Source organism: Rothia sp. CCM 9416, from assembly GCF_048513535.1.
Lineage (GTDB): Bacteria > Actinomycetota > Actinomycetes > Actinomycetales > Micrococcaceae > Rothia.
On sequence record NZ_JBLXXR010000014.1, the window covers coordinates 54,007 to 70,305 of the forward strand.

Annotated in this window: 25 protein-coding genes; all 25 read right to left on the minus strand. The window is 55.8% G+C overall.

The window, feature by feature from the left end:
- Positions 1-17: 17 nt before the first annotated feature.
- The 25 genes from ACN080_RS07110 to ACN080_RS07230 all read right to left on the minus strand — a co-directional run bounded on the left by ACN080_RS07110 (position 18) and on the right by ACN080_RS07230 (position 16,198).
- Positions 18-488, minus strand: coding sequence for a hypothetical protein (locus tag ACN080_RS07110; RefSeq protein WP_419113407.1), 471 nt, complete (start codon positions 486-488; stop codon positions 18-20).
- Positions 449-727: a hypothetical protein gene (locus ACN080_RS07115; RefSeq protein WP_419105057.1), complete on the minus strand. Its 279-nt coding sequence runs from the start codon at positions 725-727 to the stop codon at positions 449-451. The genes ACN080_RS07110 and ACN080_RS07115 overlap by 40 nt, the downstream gene beginning before the upstream one ends.
- A 125-nt stretch (positions 728-852) precedes the next feature.
- Complete coding sequence (locus ACN080_RS07120) at positions 853-1,422, minus strand: hypothetical protein (protein WP_419105058.1); 570 nt, start codon at positions 1,420-1,422, stop codon at positions 853-855.
- A gap of 82 nt (positions 1,423-1,504) precedes the next feature.
- Entirely contained in the window at positions 1,505-1,705 is a 201-nt protein-coding gene (locus ACN080_RS07125; protein WP_419113408.1) for a hypothetical protein, read from the minus strand.
- Positions 1,706-1,708: 3 nt separating this feature from the next.
- Positions 1,709-2,131 carry a hypothetical protein gene (locus ACN080_RS07130; protein WP_419113409.1) on the minus strand — a complete coding sequence of 141 codons (423 nt, stop codon included), beginning with the start codon at positions 2,129-2,131 and terminating at the stop codon, positions 1,709-1,711.
- Positions 2,132-2,135: 4 nt separating this feature from the next.
- Positions 2,136-2,375, minus strand: coding sequence for a hypothetical protein (locus ACN080_RS07135; RefSeq protein ID WP_419105061.1), 240 nt, complete (start codon positions 2,373-2,375; stop codon positions 2,136-2,138).
- Between the two features lie 2 nt (positions 2,376-2,377).
- Positions 2,378-2,701, minus strand: a complete 324-nt coding sequence (locus tag ACN080_RS07140) for a hypothetical protein (protein ID WP_419113410.1) — start codon at positions 2,699-2,701, stop codon at positions 2,378-2,380.
- A gap of 38 nt (positions 2,702-2,739) precedes the next feature.
- Complete coding sequence (locus tag ACN080_RS07145; protein ID WP_419113411.1) at positions 2,740-3,066, minus strand: Gp19/Gp15/Gp42 family protein; 327 nt, start codon at positions 3,064-3,066, stop codon at positions 2,740-2,742.
- Positions 3,067-3,138: 72 nt separating this feature from the next.
- Positions 3,139-3,273, minus strand: coding sequence for a DUF7302 family protein (locus ACN080_RS07150; protein ID WP_419113412.1), 135 nt, complete (start codon positions 3,271-3,273; stop codon positions 3,139-3,141).
- 12 nt (positions 3,274-3,285) lie between these two features.
- On the minus strand, positions 3,286-4,185 hold the full coding sequence (locus tag ACN080_RS07155) for a phage major capsid protein (protein ID WP_419105065.1): 900 nt from the start codon (positions 4,183-4,185) through the stop codon (positions 3,286-3,288).
- Positions 4,186-4,253: 68 nt separating this feature from the next.
- Positions 4,254-4,775 (minus strand): hypothetical protein, encoded by a 522-nt coding sequence (locus ACN080_RS07160; RefSeq protein ID WP_419113413.1) that lies wholly within the window; start codon positions 4,773-4,775, stop codon positions 4,254-4,256.
- A gap of 161 nt (positions 4,776-4,936) precedes the next feature.
- Complete coding sequence (locus ACN080_RS07165; protein ID WP_419105067.1) at positions 4,937-5,101, minus strand: hypothetical protein; 165 nt, start codon at positions 5,099-5,101, stop codon at positions 4,937-4,939.
- A gap of 55 nt (positions 5,102-5,156) precedes the next feature.
- Complete coding sequence (locus ACN080_RS07170; RefSeq protein ID WP_419113414.1) at positions 5,157-6,341, minus strand: hypothetical protein; 1,185 nt, start codon at positions 6,339-6,341, stop codon at positions 5,157-5,159.
- Positions 6,342-6,353: 12 nt separating this feature from the next.
- Positions 6,354-7,766 carry a phage portal protein gene (locus ACN080_RS07175; RefSeq protein ID WP_419113415.1) on the minus strand — a complete coding sequence of 471 codons (1,413 nt, stop codon included), beginning with the start codon at positions 7,764-7,766 and terminating at the stop codon, positions 6,354-6,356.
- Positions 7,763-9,217, minus strand: coding sequence for a hypothetical protein (locus ACN080_RS07180; RefSeq protein ID WP_419113416.1), 1,455 nt, complete (start codon positions 9,215-9,217; stop codon positions 7,763-7,765). Before ACN080_RS07180 ends, ACN080_RS07175 begins: the two co-directional genes overlap by 4 nt.
- The gene (locus ACN080_RS07185; protein WP_419105071.1) at positions 9,174-9,479 is read right to left on the minus strand and encodes a hypothetical protein; all 306 of its coding nucleotides are present in this window, start codon (positions 9,477-9,479) and stop codon (positions 9,174-9,176) included. The genes ACN080_RS07180 and ACN080_RS07185 overlap by 44 nt, the downstream gene beginning before the upstream one ends.
- A 156-nt stretch (positions 9,480-9,635) precedes the next feature.
- Positions 9,636-9,968: an HNH endonuclease gene (locus tag ACN080_RS07190; RefSeq protein ID WP_419105072.1), complete on the minus strand. Its 333-nt coding sequence runs from the start codon at positions 9,966-9,968 to the stop codon at positions 9,636-9,638.
- A gap of 888 nt (positions 9,969-10,856) precedes the next feature.
- Positions 10,857-11,285, minus strand: a complete 429-nt coding sequence (locus ACN080_RS07195) for a VRR-NUC domain-containing protein (protein ID WP_419113417.1) — start codon at positions 11,283-11,285, stop codon at positions 10,857-10,859.
- A complete protein-coding gene (locus ACN080_RS07200) occupies positions 11,275-12,387 on the minus strand; it encodes an HNH endonuclease (protein WP_419110530.1) in 1,113 nt (370 codons plus the stop codon). The genes ACN080_RS07195 and ACN080_RS07200 overlap by 11 nt, the downstream gene beginning before the upstream one ends.
- Before the next feature lie 78 nt (positions 12,388-12,465).
- Complete coding sequence (locus ACN080_RS07205) at positions 12,466-13,284, minus strand: hypothetical protein (RefSeq protein ID WP_419113418.1); 819 nt, start codon at positions 13,282-13,284, stop codon at positions 12,466-12,468.
- A 170-nt stretch (positions 13,285-13,454) separates the two neighbouring features.
- Positions 13,455-13,697, minus strand: a complete 243-nt coding sequence (locus ACN080_RS07210; protein ID WP_419110524.1) for a hypothetical protein — start codon at positions 13,695-13,697, stop codon at positions 13,455-13,457.
- Positions 13,666-14,271, minus strand: coding sequence for a hypothetical protein (locus tag ACN080_RS07215; RefSeq protein ID WP_419113419.1), 606 nt, complete (start codon positions 14,269-14,271; stop codon positions 13,666-13,668). Before ACN080_RS07215 ends, ACN080_RS07210 begins: the two co-directional genes overlap by 32 nt.
- Positions 14,271-15,704, minus strand: a complete 1,434-nt coding sequence (locus tag ACN080_RS07220) for a ParB/RepB/Spo0J family partition protein (protein WP_419113420.1) — start codon at positions 15,702-15,704, stop codon at positions 14,271-14,273. Before ACN080_RS07220 ends, ACN080_RS07215 begins: the two co-directional genes overlap by 1 nt.
- Before the next feature lie 63 nt (positions 15,705-15,767).
- On the minus strand, positions 15,768-16,043 hold the full coding sequence (locus ACN080_RS07225; protein ID WP_419113421.1) for a hypothetical protein: 276 nt from the start codon (positions 16,041-16,043) through the stop codon (positions 15,768-15,770).
- Entirely contained in the window at positions 16,040-16,198 is a 159-nt protein-coding gene (locus ACN080_RS07230; RefSeq protein ID WP_419113422.1) for a hypothetical protein, read from the minus strand. The genes ACN080_RS07225 and ACN080_RS07230 overlap by 4 nt, the downstream gene beginning before the upstream one ends.
- Positions 16,199-16,299: the final 101 nt, after the last annotated feature.

The following is a 16,299-nucleotide window of genomic DNA, read 5'->3' on the forward strand; positions in this document are numbered from 1 at the left end:
GTTTCAGGTTGGTTGTTTCACCCAGTAGCGAGCGCGGAATACATATCCTTGGCCTGATCACCCAGCATTTCCAGCACTTCCGCTAGGGGCGTGGGTTTGCCGCGGTGCTTTACGGTCTCGTCCACTGGTTCAAGGCCTGGCAGGTAGATGGGCGCAGGGGGTTTAGCGCCGGGTTGTGAAGCGTCCTTTGACTTCGACCAGATCAGCCACTGCATCATGTTGGAAATCCCGTTGAGCATTTGCTCAGTAGGGCTCCACTGCCTGCTAGTCCCATGCTTTGCCACAGCTAGCGCCGACCCTGGTGTTTCGTTCATGCGCCGGGCAAAAATGAACAGAGCATGCCAGGGCAGGTCAGGGCTACCGACCTTAGAGAGGGCCGGTAGCCCGTGGGTTAGCAGATCTGCTTCCAGTGCTGGTCCGTGGCCAGCTTCTAGAAGGTCAAGGACGGCTAGGATTCCCCCAGGTCTACACCTGATGCTTCCTGCCACTGGACGAAAAATTCTTTGAGGTCTTCGAAAGTAAGTTCGTCGATAACCTCCAGAGCCTCCTCATCGGCGTGCATTTCAATGATCTTGAACATGAGTTCGGTTTCGTCTTCCTTACGGTTCTTACGTAGGAAGCCGACCTTCACCTTGAAAGGTTTGATGTTTACTTCCCCGGCAGGGGTGTCAATCGTGAGCAGCTTCTTTGAAGAGGGCTTGCGGTCTGCGGGCTTCTTCTTGGCCATCTTGGGGGTCTCCTTTGAACAAAATGAGTGATAACAAGGGGGTGCTGGGGGCTTTGGTGACCCGGCTCAGTAGCGCGCCCCCAGGATTGACTACCGAGCCGGGAGAGTAAGGAGTGGGGGAGCGTTTAGGTGGCGTCCGGCACGAACTCGTACTCGTAGCCATAGACCCCGTTCTCATCGGGATAGCACTCGACCGTGACGGGATAAGAAATCAGCCCACCATGGTGATACTGGCTTTCGCCAACTTCAGTGATCTGCGAGCTGGGGTAGACCAGACGGATCTTTGCCGCCCCGTCCTTCATATCGGCCACACGCGACTTGATAGGTAGCTGGTCAGCTTTCTTCAAGATGGAGCGGTTTGTCCCACCCGCACCAGGGGCGCTGGTGACGTTGGCATCCCCGAACACATCTTTGAGGGACTCCTCGGTACGTTCGATGATGGTGAAGGTGACGGTGATGCTGTATTCGGACTGAAGTACCCGCGCCAGATGACCGCCCCAAGACTTAACCTTGTCGGTTGAGCGAGTAGGGGCCTCTTTCAAGCCCTCCTCACTGATCAGACCACCAATCTTGAAAGCCTCATCCAGGGTCACGGTTGCGTCCGTGGGCAGAGCGGTACCTAGAGGGGCAGAGAAGATACCGCCGGCGACATTCAGCGGGGCACCCACTCGGGTTTGATTGACTACAGTAGCCATAAAAGTTTTTCCTTAAATAGAAGAAGCCCCGGAGGGGCTTAGAACTGATAGGTAGCGTGGGGGCGCCATGGGAATACCTTGATTAGGCTGCCTGCACGTTTCGTGCGGCTGCTGGGTCCTTGACAACCTGCACAGAAACACCGGTCTGGCCATAATTAGGCTTTTTAGGGAGCCAGCCCTGGGCTTCCCAAGCATCCTGCTCTTGCACCGAAGAACAGACATGGGTTACCCCTTCAATCGAGGGGTGGTACAAAGTAGCACTGGTGTAGGTTTTCTTAGCCATGGTTTAGTCCTCCAAATGGATAGTGATGGTCTCTAAAGTGGTTGAGATTGTGGCCGTGAATGTGACCCGGTAAAGGGCAGGTGCCTGCGGGTCATCGTAGGCTCGGGGCGGGGCGATCTCTGCTTTATAGATAGGTTGCCCGGTTGCTGTAGTGCCACGCATGGCAAGGGCAAGAAGGGCGGCGTAGGCCCGTTGGGCTGTAGCGTAGGCGCTGATACTGTCCTCTTCCCACACTTCAATGAGAAGATCAGCGGTGTCGCGCTGGCCCTCATAATCATCGTCGGTGCCACCGGTACGCGAAACCCGAACCGTACCTGCCCCACGCTCAGCTGGAACAATGGTACTGGCCTTGATCCCCGCCTGACGCAAGGAAGCCACCATATCGGCTTCAATATCCCGTGGAACCGAAACATCAAAACTGCGCATGGGATTACCTCGCATTCTTGAGAATCGTGGCGTTCTTTGAATTATCAAGTCGGGCCTTATAGGTTTCAGCATGCACATTAGCCAGCGCCCTGGTGCGGCCAACCTTGACGCTAGACCCATACCCCTCACCTGCTGCCTGCGCTATGCGCTCTGCTTCTTTCGTGAGAGCACCCTGCACGCTGGAACTCTTGAGATACTTTTTTATCTCGCCACTATTGAGCACTAGCTTCAGCTGATTACTCATGGTTAACCTGTTTTCTTCTGAACGATGACATGGACCCCGCTGGCCTGCAAGAAATCAGCGAACCCTGTCTGTGACCAGGTGCGGGGGGTGCCGATGACTTCGCACTCGCTACCGTCAGGCAAAATAACTCGGTCGTAGGCGCTGAGTTCAGTCCCCGGAGGGGCGTAGACATCCCAGGTGCTAGTGGTTGCCCAATCCCGCCCCAGGGAGGCTTGCTCGGTGGCGCTAGCGGGCGCTATCCCGTAGACCTGAACTATCTCAGGGGGCCTGTAGGTGCGTCGCTGATTACCATGAGCATCTCTATCCCCTAGAATCTGGCGACTCACCTGGATACTTTGCCCAGCCTGCAGCAGGAAAGGTGTCATCAGGGCACCCCATCTAACAGGTCAAAGGTGAAAGCTCGCTGCCGGCCTGCACCCAGTAGCTTCTTCTCAGCCCTTGTCAGGTACAAGGCGTTCTGGCTTCCAGGGCTCGAGAAGCCTAGAGCAGTGGTGAATGGGCCGGCGCTCTGGCTGATCGAGGTAGCCCCTTCTGGCAATGCACACGAAGCCATTGCACGGCGAACCATCTGACAAACCACCATGACAGCAATAGCAGGATCAAGGGTGGCCCCCGCCCCCAGATTGGCCTCCACAAGAGCACTTGCATCAGCCAGGAGCGTCTGAGCATGAGCATCTGAACCAGCTGGCATATCCGGCCACCGTGCTCTTAACTGATTTACCGTTGCCATCGGCGGGCTAGATTGGGGGGAGGGCATCATCATTTAGCTCGCTTTCTTGCCTCGTGCGCGCTTGGGCGCTGGCTCCTTGACTGGTGTGTAACCAGTTGACTGTAAGGCTTCAGCAAGCTCGTCTGAAGCTTCGACGACCGTACCGGCTGGGCTTTTAAGCTGGGTCATGCTGGGCTCCTTTTAGGCAGTGGTGTACTTGATGAAGGCTTCCTTATCGTGCAGGAGCCAGGCGTACTCGGCTTCTGCGCGGATAGCAACGAGGTTGTGTTCCCAGAGGCTGGTGAGCTCGCCGTTGATGGTAACCGTTGCCTGGGTAGAGATGTCGAAGCTGATGCCACCGACAGTACCCCAGACGGCCTTGGACCAGTCACCACCAAACCCAACGACGTCGTCCTTGGCAACAGTCTCCCCAATGTAGGCATGACGGCCTAGCAGACGACCGTCACGGACGGTTGCAGCGGTATCGGTGGTGGGGGAATCAATGAACAGCGGGCGGCCGTTGGTATCGACAGCACCGTTGAAGAGAGGCTCTGTCACAGCGTCAAAGGCGAAGCCGGTGAGTCTCTTCTTGGATTTGACCAGCAGATCAAGGCCTGCATTGACGTCTGAGAAGATACCGCCGTTTTCCTTGGTAGCAGTGCCAAGGGCAACGCTTTTAGTGGTGTTGGTCAGCGCCTGGTCAGCACCAAAGGGCGAGTCGATGCCGTGGAGGGTTGCCGCGTCAAAGGCGCTGGCAAAGGCCTCGGCAATGTCCTGGCGGTAGATGCTCATATAGTTTCCGGGGTTTGCACGCACGACTTCAGCGGAAACTACAGCAATGGCTGCGATCTTCTTGGGTGTCATGGTTTTAAGCGCAAGACCGCCTGAGGTGGTCGGCTTTTTGCCGCCTTCAGCAACCCACGAAGCTGTGGGCTTAGAAGTAACAACGGGGATTTCGATTCCAGCGTGCCCCACTGGCACCTGGCGCACTAGCTGCTGGACAACCGAGTTCTTGCGTGCCTCTTGGAAATAAGCCTGGGCGGCTTCAGGTTTGATAAACCCAGCAAATTCTGAGGTATCGGTGGGCTTGTTAATAGCCATAATTTTTGCTCCTTAAAGAAGAAAAGCCCCAAAAGCGGGGCATAGGGTGGGTAAATTGAGTGAGCTGGTTAGACGATGCCAAGAGCCCTTTTGAGGGAATTCTCTAGCCCATCACCGTTCAGGGCCAGCGCTTCGCTTTCAGCCCCAGAAGGGACGATGGTGCGCTGTGATGCAGGAGCTTTTGAACCCAGGAGCTGAGCCAGCTGCTCACCGTGTGCGGTGAGCTCTTCAAGGGTTGAACCAGCCAATACTTTAGCCGGCACTCCCGTTGCTTCAGAGACCTGGGCCTTCCACTCAGTGAGCTGGGCTGCAGCTTGTAGTTTGGCTAACTCGGCTTCGGCTTTCTGCGCGCGTTCAGCTAGTTTCTGTTGCTCGCTCTTGGATGCTTCTTCGAACTCTTCAAACTTGCTGGCCTTGGCTTTTAGCTCGGCGTAGTCAGCGTATTTGCGGCGCTCACGTTCTAGCCGGTTTTCAATCACGCGATTGAGCTCTGCCTGACTGGTAATCGGGGAGAAGTCATGAGCTGAGGTGTCCTCAGCCTGTGATTTCGGCTCGGGTGGAGCCTCTACGCCGTTTGTGGTTTCACTCATGGATGCTTGCTCCTGTCTTGTTCTTCCGCGACCGGCAAATGCAGGTTGCGTCTATGGTTGTTACCGCCCTGTTGCCCCCTGGGCGTGCGGGGTAAAAACTTTAGGGTATAGAAAAGCACCCCAGCTGCCTGGGGTGCTCCTTGTTACGGCATTGAGAGGTGTCAGAAGGTATATCCGAACTCTTCTTCGATGACTCGTTTGTAGTCTTCGGGAAGATAGGGCCGGTATCGCTTGGCATATTTTTCCAAGATTTCGATGGTCATACCTGGCTCTTGCTCTGCATCAAGCTCGTCTACAGCGAATCGTTGATGGGGGTTTGTGGGCATAATCAGTTGTAGCTCTCTCAGCAGTCTGAGAGCTACATCTTCAAGATCAATCGTGTCAGCTAAATTTGTGCCCATAGACATCAGGATAGTCTGTTGACGAGTACTTTAAAAGCGGTTCAGCTGAATTTCCTTCAGGGAAGTACTTTTCTACACCGTCTCCCCGTATAGGAAATACCGTGCCGACTTCTCCATTTCGTATTCGTACACGGATTAGCACTCCCCGAGAGTAGCCCTCGTATAAGAGAGAATCGCCGTCTTTCAGAATAGCTTTTCCATGCAGTTGTATATCTTCGATAGCCCCCAAGATGTCTTTCTCTGTCCACCAGGGCGGGAACTGTGTCTTACCACGTTTGGTGGCACCGTACACGTGTCCACCGCCTTTTCGGTCTCCGTGCAAGATGTGACGTATCTTCTTATCCGACAGCGGAGCAAGCTGGCGTTTTGAAAAGGGAATGTCCCCAGAATTTACCTGATAGGTGGGGTCATAAATTGAGGGTAGTAGCCGCCGGATAAGGGCAGCGACCTCTTCATCAGTTGGACGTTTCCCAGGGAAGCGATCACGCAGTTCTTTCTCCCCAAAGAGATAGCGCTGATAGAGCAAATCCGGATCATAGCCCTCAATAATCGGGTCATCAGAGCCGAAAGAAGGGACTATGACACAGTCACAACCGGCGTGGAAACTTTTGCCGGTTTTCTGAGCTGTACTAGCCGATTCTTTAGTGGCGTAGACCCAACCACGAGAAGCTAACATGTGGCAAAAAGCGCAGGTTTCAGAGCCAGCAGGTACCCGAGCGAACTTCAGGGCCTGACCGTCACGCGCAGCGTTAGTCAGCATGGTTGAGCGGGCCGTCTGCTTGACCGACCGCTCAACCACCTGATTCAGTTTCGCCCGGGTACGCTTCAAGGCGTCGTCAGCAGGCAAGGAAGTGTCAAAGAGGGGACCGATCACGGCTCGAACGTTGCTACGCACCACCTCTGCCGCCGGAGGTTCACCAAGCACTGAGCTAAAGGAGCTAGTGGTGTAGGCCCGACGCATCTGCAGGTACCATTCCTCAGCGCCAACAGCGGCCATATTCCCGTACTCTTCGACCAGGAGCGGGACAGCCTCAAGCAGAACCTTTCGCTTGGCTTCAGCTTGCTCAGGAAGTCTACTCAAGAGCAGTTCCAGGTCTTTGATAGCCAGTTGAGCAGCCAGGTTACTTTGCGAGCGCAGAGCTTCCACACTTGTCTGGTCAATCATTGAGACCTCCTCCTACATGTCTGTGCCCTCGGTGTCAGGCACAGGGCTGGGAGTTGAGGTGCGGAGCTGAGCCAAGGCACTGACTCCCTGAGCTCGTCTCTTATCGGCCAGTAGGCGCTCAATAGCTGATTGTGAGTACCCGAGCTTTTCCAGGATGACCGGTGACTCAGCGAGCCAGGGCATAACTGTTACTTGCTTGAGCACGGCGTCAGCGGCGGCTGCATCAGAAACGTGCAGGGTTGGGGCGAACCAGCCGGTAACACGTTCTAGACCGTCTTGCGCCCTACCGTCTCTCAAAATCACCGAGGTGTAGGCCAGGCGGTGCAAGGAGGAAGTGAAGCCGCGTATCATCCTGTCAGCTGCCAGCCGTAAGGGGTCCCGCTGGGACTGAATAGCCGAGTCAGAGGACGGGTTATCTGAGGGGAAACCAAGCTCATCTAGCGGTATCTGAGACTCAGCAGCGAGAAGGGCGGCCCACTGCCTCAGCTGGTCGGTGTGTGGCTGCATAGAGAGCTGTGAGAACTGACCAACTTCAGGGATCTGGCCCTCTTCATCCCTGCTAACCTCTAGTACTCGGGAGATGAGCGCCGACCATTTGGAATTTGCGAAGGCATCCGGCTCAGCCCCAAGCACGTAGCGTTGGGGTGAGGCGAAAAACTCAGCACCAATCTCAGACCGAACAATTGTTCGAATGGCTGAATCGGTGAGGGACATGACGGCCCGGCTGATACGCGAGCGCCCAAAGGGGCGACGCAAATCAGCGCCAGCGACGACGGGTTCCATGAGCACCCGGCCCGTTGGGTTGGGGATAATCTCTGGGATCACCCGCCCTCCGGCTCCAATGCTCAAGATAACGACCTTATCCATGAAATAGGCGACGTACTGGTTTGGGGTGCCCTCCAGATCGTATCCAGTAACCGCTAAGCCCGCTGAAAGAGCCCTACGGCGGGGGTCCCACAGGCCAGTTGCGGTGTGGGCCGATTTGACCTGCCACAGGATTTCAGGTTCACCCGCAGTTGTCTGGCCGTGAGAGACTGTGATAAAAGCACAAGAATGGGTCAGAGCGCTGGTGACCGCTTCATCAAAAGCCTTGCGGAAGTCGTTGGCGTTGACCATTTCATCTAGCCCGAATGGGTCTTCGGTCTTGCCGGGGGCAACAAATCTTTCAAAGTGAATACGATCAGCCAACACATCCACCGTTTTGGCTGGCCAGCCCAGCACTGACTCCATAGATCGCAGCTGGGGAGGTACCGAAATCCGCAAATCTTTGAGTAGCACTTTCTGATCATAATAGAGTTGCCTGCTCATATTGCGGTAGCGTTTAGCTTCGAGCTGGTTGCGCATTTTCTCGATGGCACCAATCTCAGATCCACCCAGCCGAGGGGTTGCCGGGGTGGCAATAGAGCTGACGGCGTGAAGCATCATACTGAAACCACCTGCTTTCTTCCTGGCCTGCGCCTAGTTATTTTTGCGCCCCAAAAGGCGAGGGTTGCGGCTTCCATAACGGTCACGGAGCCACCTTCGGGGGCCTCCCAACCAAAGCCACCAGCTTTACCGATAGACCGACGCGAGGCTGAGAGGACTTGCTGAGTTAATCCCTCCTGGCCTGAATGGGCAAGACCGCCCTCAACAACACCACGGTCAAACATAGCGTGAGCCGTAATGACCTGATCTGTGGTCGGAGTGATAATCAGCAGTTTGTTCTTCACACCAGCGTCCCGCAGAGCCTGAACCAGGTAACCAACACCCGCCTTACCATCAATCACGAACTGCGCAGCAGTGGACTTGCGTGCCACAAGGAACTCAACCAGCCAATCCGTGCCACTGGCCACCGGCTCAGAGCGAATAGCTTCAACGAATATGGGGCCACCATCAGCTGGCTTCCGGGCTGCCGCCAAGGCAACCTCAGAACCATCAACACTAAACCGAACACCAAAGACATCCTTCCCCTCAGCAGGCGGCTCAGAGACCAGCACCTTCCAAGCATCAGACCTAAACGCCTTTGAGGTAGCGGTCTTATCCCAGATACCCAAACCCTCACGCCTGAACGAGTCATCTGAGCCCAAGAGCTTACGCATACGCAAAATAGCTGTTTCGCTCGTGCGGTGCGGGTAGGACGGATTAGCCTTAGCCCACTGCACCCGAGAATCAGGGTTCGCGTTCTCATCAGCAGAGAACTCCACATAGAGAGTATCCGCGTCCCCAGCCAAAGCAGCTTCACGGCGGCTGGCAAAAACCTCCCCAGGGTCAGAAGGACGCGGAGGGGTACCCAAAAGGATAACTAGACCATTCTCCGCGGCGTTGGTAGCAGGAACCATGTCCTCCATTGCCTTTTCCGAAAGAATCTGAGCCTCGTCAAAGACCTCAACATCCACCTCAGCAAAACCACGGCCAAACCCGTTCTCACGAGCCCCAAAAAGGATGCGAGAACCATTAGCAAAGACCACAGCTTCCTTACCCGAACCTCGCTGAATAGTCTTAATGAAGGGAGCAATCTCAGGGCGATTAGCCACCCCCTGCATAGACCCAAACGTCTCGGAATGAGTACGAGCACGATGCGCCGTCCACAGCACCAAAGTCCTAGGCTGAGCAATACAGAGAGCAAACATAAGCCCAGCCATCATATGAGTCTTACCCACCTGGCGAGGGATAGACGCGACCGCCCCACCCACACCACACCCATAAACCCCATCGGCTCGCTTAGCGAAAAGAAGCTGCCCAAAACCAACCTGCCAACGATCCAAGGGATAGCTCATCCGCTGAAGCTGACGGGCAATCATCGGCCAGGCAGTAGTCTCTAACCCCTGAGGAATAACAAGATGCCTAGCAAGATCAGATAGCTTCCTCTGAGAAGGGGCTCTCCGCTGATAACTCATCCTCAGCATCCCCTCCCTCATCCCCGTACTGCTTCTCTAACTCCTCAAGTTCCTGAATTTCTTTAGACAGCAAAAGGTACTGGCGAGAGAGCGCAGCAAGATCACGGGCAAGAGTGTTCTCAGAATCAATATGGCGGGTAACCACAGACCGAAGCGCCTTAAGGCTATCTAGCCTACTGCCCGTCTCCGCCGCTTCCGTTACCGACCCTGCTACAGGCCGGGCAGCCAAGTCCAGAGGCTCCAGCTGCTTCTTACCAGCCACTCAGGACCACCCCCGAACACTAAATTACAAAAAACATGTGTGGAAAAAATCGAAATGACCAGGGCATCTGTGTATTTTCTCTGGGGAGATATCGCTATGCCGAGGGGCACTGGCAGGGGTAGCAGGGGAGGGGCACCTCCCCTACCCCCCAACACATCACCAAGGAACAGCTGTCGGAAAAACCACCGGAACTGCCCTATCAGTAGCCCTAGACCTCACACCCCGAGAAGCACCCAACTTCCCACCTAAGCGCTGATTGCACAGCCTGCAGATAACACGCACATTTTCCAAAGAATCCGTGCCACCTTCTGCATAAGGAATCACATGATCAACCTCAGGACTATTAGGCTGGCAAGACCGCACCCAATCTAAGGCCACCCCACACAAAGGGCAGGTATACAGCCCAGCCTCTAAGGCCTGAGCCTTAGCTTTACGGGCAATCCTCAGCCATTTGCTTGTTCCTGTTCGTGATGAAACCAAGGAACTCACCTCACACCGCGTCGAAGATCCAGCAGCGCGGCCCCGGCACTCGAAAAAAGCGCCAGTACCGCGCCAGCCTCAACCCGCAAGCCTTCCCCAAGGCTCCCGCACCTTAAACAACAAGAGCCCTCACCAACAAGTGAAGGCCCTCGAAGTTATTTACCGCTTTTGGATACAGTAAACCGATGCACTCACAACTTTAACAGCCCCTAGCCCCCGCCCGCAAGAACCTGCCCAAGATTTTCATTGAGCACCTGAGCCAGCCCAAGCAGATCACCTCTACCCCAAGCAGAGAAACAACACCGACACATCATGCCTGAGACAACATCAGCCTCCCACGTAACAACAAGTGCCGTATCCGAAACACGATCACCCTCCTCATCATAAGAAGCCCAACGGGTCTGCCGACACTCAGGATTAGGGCAAGGCCCCTCAACCGGAGTCTTCCGAGACGGATGCACATGCGCCTGAATCGACCTACACCAGAACTCCCACACCAGAACCCTCTCCTCCAGCCAATCAACCGGCAAACCATCAACAGCTTCAACCAACACCAAAGCATGATGCTGAGGGGTATCAGGTTCGCTAAATATTGCACAATCCATAACATCGTTCCGCAAGTCCAGCCAAAGAGCAGTCCACATCTCCGACGCCGCAACATCATAAGGAAGACCAGGACGGCCCCGCCCGACATTCGCACCACCAGCAGAGTTCGTAAGACACTGCTGCAACTGGTCAATCAGACAGTACTCCACCGGCGCATCCTCACCAATCCCTACCAAATCAACCCGACGCCGCTCCTTAGCCAACAGCCCCAGAGCGCTAGAAGCCCTCGAACGCAGGCTAGTTTCTTCAATACACCCCCAGCAACCACAACCAGGGTCATCAACAACATGCTCAGGCACCAAACCCACCACCTTTCAACTCGCACTCAATACGACCCGACACCCAATCCTGCGGCCGCCAAAAATCAAAATCAGCACCAACAGCACGAAACCCATCACCCCAACGCTTCTGCTCACCAGAGATACGCTCCTTGGCCGACTTGAGCTCCCGAAACAACAACCGACCCCTACCAGGATTCACCAACACCAAATCAGGAAACCCCGGCTGAGAACGCCGCGAATCATACGTGTGATACACCAACGAAAAACCCAACGACCGCGCCAACTCAACAACATGACCCTGAAACACACGCTCAGACCAAGCCAACACCTCGCGCTCGCGGAGTTCCTGGGCTGTCATCGTGAAGCTCTTGGGTACCGTGCCCTTGGGAATACGGGGCTTTGTTGGAGGCCCCCAAATACTCATAGGTTTACTGCTCATTGCTTTTCTTCTTTCTCCTTCTACGGCGCCTTCTTCTAGGCTTAGGTGCACTGGTGGCTTTCTCTAAGGCCACTGAGTCTTTCTTGTGGTTAGTATTTCTACTTCCCGTCCCGTCCCGTCCCGACAAACCCAGGTCTGCCACCGTGGATATCTGCCCGAATCTGCCTGATTCTGACTTCTGCCACTCAGCACGAACCCAGTCCGGCGCTTGGGCGATGGACTGCTCAAGGTTGTTCAGGTCAATCTCGTAGGTCTCTGCCTCCGGTGCCCGCGCCTTGTGGGGAGTCGTGGCCCTGGGAGCCGGCGCCGCAGGAGCCGGTTTTTCAGGCTCAACTGTGGCGGGCTCAACCTGGGTCGTCTCTACCGCGGTGGCGGGCTCGACGGGGGTGAGCGAGATTGTTGGTTCAGCGCCTGCTACCTCGATGGGGAGGGAGTCGCTGGGGGTGACCTTGACGTTGTGCTTTGCAAGGTAAGTGACGGTTGCTTTGGAATAGTACGGAGTCTCAGGGGCTGGTCTCAACGTCTTATCCCAGCTGGGGGCGTCGTCTCGCCTGGAGCTATTGCAGGTTTTACAGCAGACAACCATTTCCTCCGGTGTGGCGGAGCCCTGGCCTGGGTTGAGATGGTCGTAGGTGCCTGCGCGGCCGCTTTTGCGGTCGTTGTTCCAGTTGACGATTTGCCCGCACCAGCGGCATTCGTCACCGTCTCGTTTTCGGACGGGTACGGTCAGTTTGGGGTTGCGGTTATCTTGTTGTCGGCGGTTCCTCCAGAGTCTTTCTGCTTTCTCGACCATGTGGACTAGGTCTTCTTCTTCGATGAGTTTGTAAACGATGCGGCCTTTGGGGTCTTTCATGGCTGTAAAGATGCCGATGCGTAGCGCGAGGTCGCAGAGAACCTTATTACGGGCGAAAGAGCCGGCCAGTGTCTGCACCATACCCTTGGTGATAATGTAGTCGGTTTCATAGGCGGCGGCGCTGGTACCGCATCGGGTAATGAAGCCCGCGAACTCGTTGAGGATACGGTCGTCGGCTTCGGGAAACTCCAGCACCTGCAGCAGAAGCGGGTGCATAGCGAAGGCATCGGATACTTTGAGCCAACTCATGCTCTAGCTCCATGAACTCGAATGCGAGGTGTAGAGCTGCGGTCCATGGTGGGCTCCTTTGGATTGTGGTGTTCATTTTTAGAGGTGGGTGACTGGGACTTCTTCGATCCTGGTGAGCTGTTCCCTGACTGTGTGGTGAGGAAAGAACTCGGATGCTGTGAAGATTTCTTCCGCCCAGCTGTCAACGCTGTGCTCAGAGTCAGTTTTTCTTTCGTCGTGGGCTCCATCGATACGACAACAGGCGATGAAGTCTCCTGCGAAGCGGGCCAGGAGATTGAATCCGCTCATACTTAGCAGGGGTGTCCCGTAGATTCTGCATGCTTTAGAGAGCGGTGAGATATCTTCGGGGGTGAGCCTGAATTCGCGGGTGGTTTCTCCTGCGACGACTGCTTCGGAGGCTACTTGCGCCCACCGGTTCGGTAGAGTGAGATGGCGGGCATCAGCTCCGGCGAACTGGCTGATTCTCGCGCCGAATAGTTGCCCTTCCTCGGAGATACGAAGCATGGTCGATCGTCGGTACTCGATGTAGGTGCCGGTTTGGTCTTTACCTTTAGCTTCGCTTTCAGTGTGGTCGATGCTGATACGCAGGAGGTTCTCCTGGTCTTTTCGTGGGCGAAAGGTTTTAGTGAAAAGCAACGCTTCGTCTCTGTGGATAGCGAAGTCAGTTACAGCCCCTTCATAGTCAGCAAGGGGCAGTAACGCGATAGCCCAATCACCTGTCTTGCTGAACGCAGAAACGGCTAGCTTGCCGGTATGCGTGATATTCAGATGGATGACTTCGTGCATGGCGTATGCGCCGTCAACGCGGTCTTCCTCTTTGGCCTTACTCGTGAAAGGGAGCAGCGCAATGAACGCTTGGTTCAGGTGTTCAGAGCGCACAAATAGTTCTTCGCTCATTTTTGTTCTCCTGTCTCTGGGTCGTAGTCGGTCAGGTCGTCCTCTTGGAGCCGGTTGATGGTGGCCTGAACGTCAGGGTCATAGTAGAACCTCTTTCGGTGTGTAGCGGGAGGTCGGGTGGTAGGGCTGGCAGCTGGTTGATTTGGTGTAGAGGGTAATAGTTTTATTGGTCATGGGCTTTTCTCCTGTTCGTCGAGTATGTTGATGATGTCTTGGAGGCTGTAGCCTTGTGGGCTGTCTATTTGCTCGTGGTCGGTGAGGTAAGCCTGTAGGCGAGCTTTTGCGGCAGGGGCTAGGGGCTGTGCGGGGTTGATGGCCACGGTCGCTGCCAGGGTGAGCGCTGTTGCCAGCAGAGCAGTCAGCAGAACCGTGGCGAAGCCTTTAGCGGCGAGCGTCAGCAATGTGGCGGTCACTTGCGCTCCTGACAAAGAGTTCGAAAGCCTGGTTCAGGGTGCCTGTGATCTGCTCGATAGGTGCTCGTGCGTAGGTTCCGTGGAGCTCAACACCGTTGGTGCTGATGGTTACTGCTGCGCCCGCGTGCTCATGGGCGGTTCTGTGGGCTTCTTGAACCTTGCGGCGGGAGCGGGTGAGCTGGGCCTGCAGCTCCTTGGTCTTCGCAGTGAGTTCGGCGTTCTTAGCTCGCTCTGCTGTCAGTTCTTCCTCAAGGACCTTGGTGATGCTGGTCTGCTCGGCTTCAACCTTGAGTGCTCTGGTTTCTTCCTCCGCTTTTTCGGCCCGCTTGGTCATGTCCACCAGCGCCTGTTTCAGGCCTTCGTTGATACCGGCCAAGGTGTCGTAATTCTCGGCATAATCATTAAGCTGAGATTCAAGTTCCTTGATACGGGCGTCCTTGGCCCGCAGAGCCTGAGCCACAGCCGCAGGATTCGGAACCCGGCGCCCGGCCGGAGCAGGGGCCGGGGCGGGTGCCTGGGCGGCTAAAGCGCCACCGGCACGCTTCGAGTCACGGTAAACATAGCCACTGCTCATTAGAAGTTCACCTCATCACTAACAGCCTCAGCCTCAGTCCCAGGCAGAGACGGCTCCCAAAACGCCCAGGCCTGCCTGATAGCCTCACCCGGCTCAATACCGTAGACACTCTCTAAGAGCTCAAACTTGCGGGCGGCCCAATTCCCGTTCCGCGCCGGGTCATGCTCATTCAACCTGTAAAGATTGCTCGTGCCGGAGCTGTTAAAGTTGATGACCTCATATAAGAACAAAACGTAGGCGAGCTGGTCGATAGTTTTCTCAGCGAGCTTGGCGCGTCCCTTTTCCCGCAGGTCCTTATCCTCTGGGTCATGGTCGATACCAAAAATTTCCAGAACGGATTTCAGCGTGTAGTTTCTGTCGCAGATGGCAGCGATCAGGGCGGCATGAGCGGTGCCCTTGAGCTTGGCCGGCTTATGGATCAGCTCCTCCAGGTGCTCTTTGAACTTGGGGTGCTCCACGCGCAGGGCCAGCTCAACCTTTTCACGAGCTTCCTGCTCCGCGATTTCCTCAGCAGTCAGCTCAGGCTCAGCAGCCTCTTCCTCCTGCTCAATGAAGGCGTACCACTGGACCCGCTGAGCGCCGTGACTCAAGTAAGCCCGCAAGCAATCCTTACCGTACTCATCGAGGACTTTTTGAGGGATAACGTAGTTTGACAGTTCCAGCACTTCCTGCGGCTTCGTCGGCAGTTCGCTGTAATAGAAAGGCGGCAGAAATGTGTATTCAGGTGACCGGGTCTGCTCAGCATCAATCAGCTCATAACCCAGCCCGGTCAGGTGGGCGTGCAGCTTATCAACGGACTGCCGCCAATTCAGGGTGCTAGAAGCCCGGCTGGTAGCCTGCTTCCAGCGCCAATCATCACCGGACTCAGCGGCGGTAGTCAGATCCTTTGCCAGGTCGGGCTCATCGCTGTACTTAGCGATTTCCTCAGCCTGGAACAGGTCAATCTTCTTCTCCTTGACTGCTGCAAGAACCTGCTCACCTGCGCTCAGGAGCTGGGTACGACGGCGCACCGTCGAAACAGACTTAGAGGTTGCCTTAGCCACCTTCTCAAGGGAGTAACCAGGCAAATCAAGCATGGCTTGCATAGCCTGGCCCTCTTCAACTGCAGTTAGATCAGCCCGGTGAAGATTTTCGGTCAGCATGACAGCGATTTTGTCTGCATCACCGGTGAAACGGTCAGTTACCACCTCGCACGAGAGGCTAGACCAGCCCAAACGCCTAGCGGCGGCTAGACGACGGTGGCCAATAAGAACCTCATAGTCGCCCTCACGGGAAGGGTGAGGCACCACGAGAAGGGGCTGTAGTAGACCTTTCTCGCGCAGAGAATCTGCCATCTCGCTAATAGCCTGTTCGTCCCCTACATCTTCGCGAGGGTTCAACGGGCTAGGAAAGAGTTGGGTGAGCTCCAGGTCGGTGATAGTCATAGTAGTCATGGGTTGGGGTCTTTCGTGGGTGGAAACTTTTGGGGAAACTTACGGACAAAAAATTCGAGGGCTCTAGCCCATCGGGTTGCGGTAGCTGAAAGCTGGGCGGTTGCGGCGGGCCTGCCTGATCTGCTCAGCACTCAGGCCGTGCTCACGACGATAGGCCTGGATCACGCGGTCTACCTGGTGCGCTTCGGCGCGTAGCTCCGCGGCTTTCTCAGCCAGCTCCACCGCAATACGCTGGGTACTCAGCACCCGCTGTTTACGGAGCACCAGCACCGCTGGCTCACTGGCCCGCTTAACCCAGAAACGCGGCTCGGTGATACGGGGGTCGGGAAGAATACTCACCGGCCACCCCCAGAGCGCCCAAACGCCGGCATCGTGTAGATGAGCACCGGAACCAGGGCGAGGGCGGCCAGGGTGCCACCGTTGGTAGTACCGGGGTTCGCCAGCCCCAGAAAGGCCAGCAGACCCAGCAGAGCGAACCACGTTCTTAGCCTCATGCCGTCACCTCAAAATCGTTTTGTACGGCCGCACTGCCGTTCTCTTGCATCTTCCGAAGCCCCTCGCTGAAACCATTAGCAAAGTCCTCCACCACTTTCAG

What these genes read in the sequence shown, in the direction of transcription:
- ACN080_RS07115 (WP_419105057.1), bottom strand. Translation starts at nt 727, where the DNA reads ATGGCCAAGAAGAAGCCCGCAGACCGCAAGCCCTCTTCAAAGAAGCTG.
- ACN080_RS07120 (WP_419105058.1), bottom strand. Translation starts at nt 1,422, where the DNA reads ATGGCTACTGTAGTCAATCAAACCCGAGTGGGTGCCCCGCTGAATGTC.
- ACN080_RS07125 (WP_419113408.1), bottom strand. Translation starts at nt 1,705, where the DNA reads ATGGCTAAGAAAACCTACACCAGTGCTACTTTGTACCACCCCTCGATT.
- ACN080_RS07130 (WP_419113409.1), bottom strand. Translation starts at nt 2,131, where the DNA reads ATGCGCAGTTTTGATGTTTCGGTTCCACGGGATATTGAAGCCGATATG.
- ACN080_RS07135 (WP_419105061.1), bottom strand. Translation starts at nt 2,375, where the DNA reads ATGAGTAATCAGCTGAAGCTAGTGCTCAATAGTGGCGAGATAAAAAAG.
- ACN080_RS07145 (WP_419113411.1), bottom strand. Translation starts at nt 3,066, where the DNA reads ATGCCAGCTGGTTCAGATGCTCATGCTCAGACGCTCCTGGCTGATGCA.
- ACN080_RS07150 (WP_419113412.1), bottom strand. Translation starts at nt 3,273, where the DNA reads ATGACCCAGCTTAAAAGCCCAGCCGGTACGGTCGTCGAAGCTTCAGAC.
- ACN080_RS07155 (WP_419105065.1), bottom strand. Translation starts at nt 4,185, where the DNA reads ATGGCTATTAACAAGCCCACCGATACCTCAGAATTTGCTGGGTTTATC.
- ACN080_RS07160 (WP_419113413.1), bottom strand. Translation starts at nt 4,775, where the DNA reads ATGAGTGAAACCACAAACGGCGTAGAGGCTCCACCCGAGCCGAAATCA.
- ACN080_RS07165 (WP_419105067.1), bottom strand. Translation starts at nt 5,101, where the DNA reads ATGCCCACAAACCCCCATCAACGATTCGCTGTAGACGAGCTTGATGCA.
- ACN080_RS07170 (WP_419113414.1), bottom strand. Translation starts at nt 6,341, where the DNA reads ATGATTGACCAGACAAGTGTGGAAGCTCTGCGCTCGCAAAGTAACCTG.
- ACN080_RS07175 (WP_419113415.1), bottom strand. Translation starts at nt 7,766, where the DNA reads ATGATGCTTCACGCCGTCAGCTCTATTGCCACCCCGGCAACCCCTCGG.
- ACN080_RS07180 (WP_419113416.1), bottom strand. Translation starts at nt 9,217, where the DNA reads ATGAGTTATCAGCGGAGAGCCCCTTCTCAGAGGAAGCTATCTGATCTT.
- ACN080_RS07195 (WP_419113417.1), bottom strand. Translation starts at nt 11,285, where the DNA reads ATGAGCAGTAAACCTATGAGTATTTGGGGGCCTCCAACAAAGCCCCGT.
- ACN080_RS07200 (WP_419110530.1), bottom strand. Translation starts at nt 12,387, where the DNA reads ATGAGTTGGCTCAAAGTATCCGATGCCTTCGCTATGCACCCGCTTCTG.
- ACN080_RS07205 (WP_419113418.1), bottom strand. Translation starts at nt 13,284, where the DNA reads ATGAGCGAAGAACTATTTGTGCGCTCTGAACACCTGAACCAAGCGTTC.
- ACN080_RS07215 (WP_419113419.1), bottom strand. Translation starts at nt 14,271, where the DNA reads ATGAGCAGTGGCTATGTTTACCGTGACTCGAAGCGTGCCGGTGGCGCT.
- ACN080_RS07220 (WP_419113420.1), bottom strand. Translation starts at nt 15,704, where the DNA reads ATGACTACTATGACTATCACCGACCTGGAGCTCACCCAACTCTTTCCT.
- ACN080_RS07230 (WP_419113422.1), bottom strand. Translation starts at nt 16,198, where the DNA reads ATGAGGCTAAGAACGTGGTTCGCTCTGCTGGGTCTGCTGGCCTTTCTG.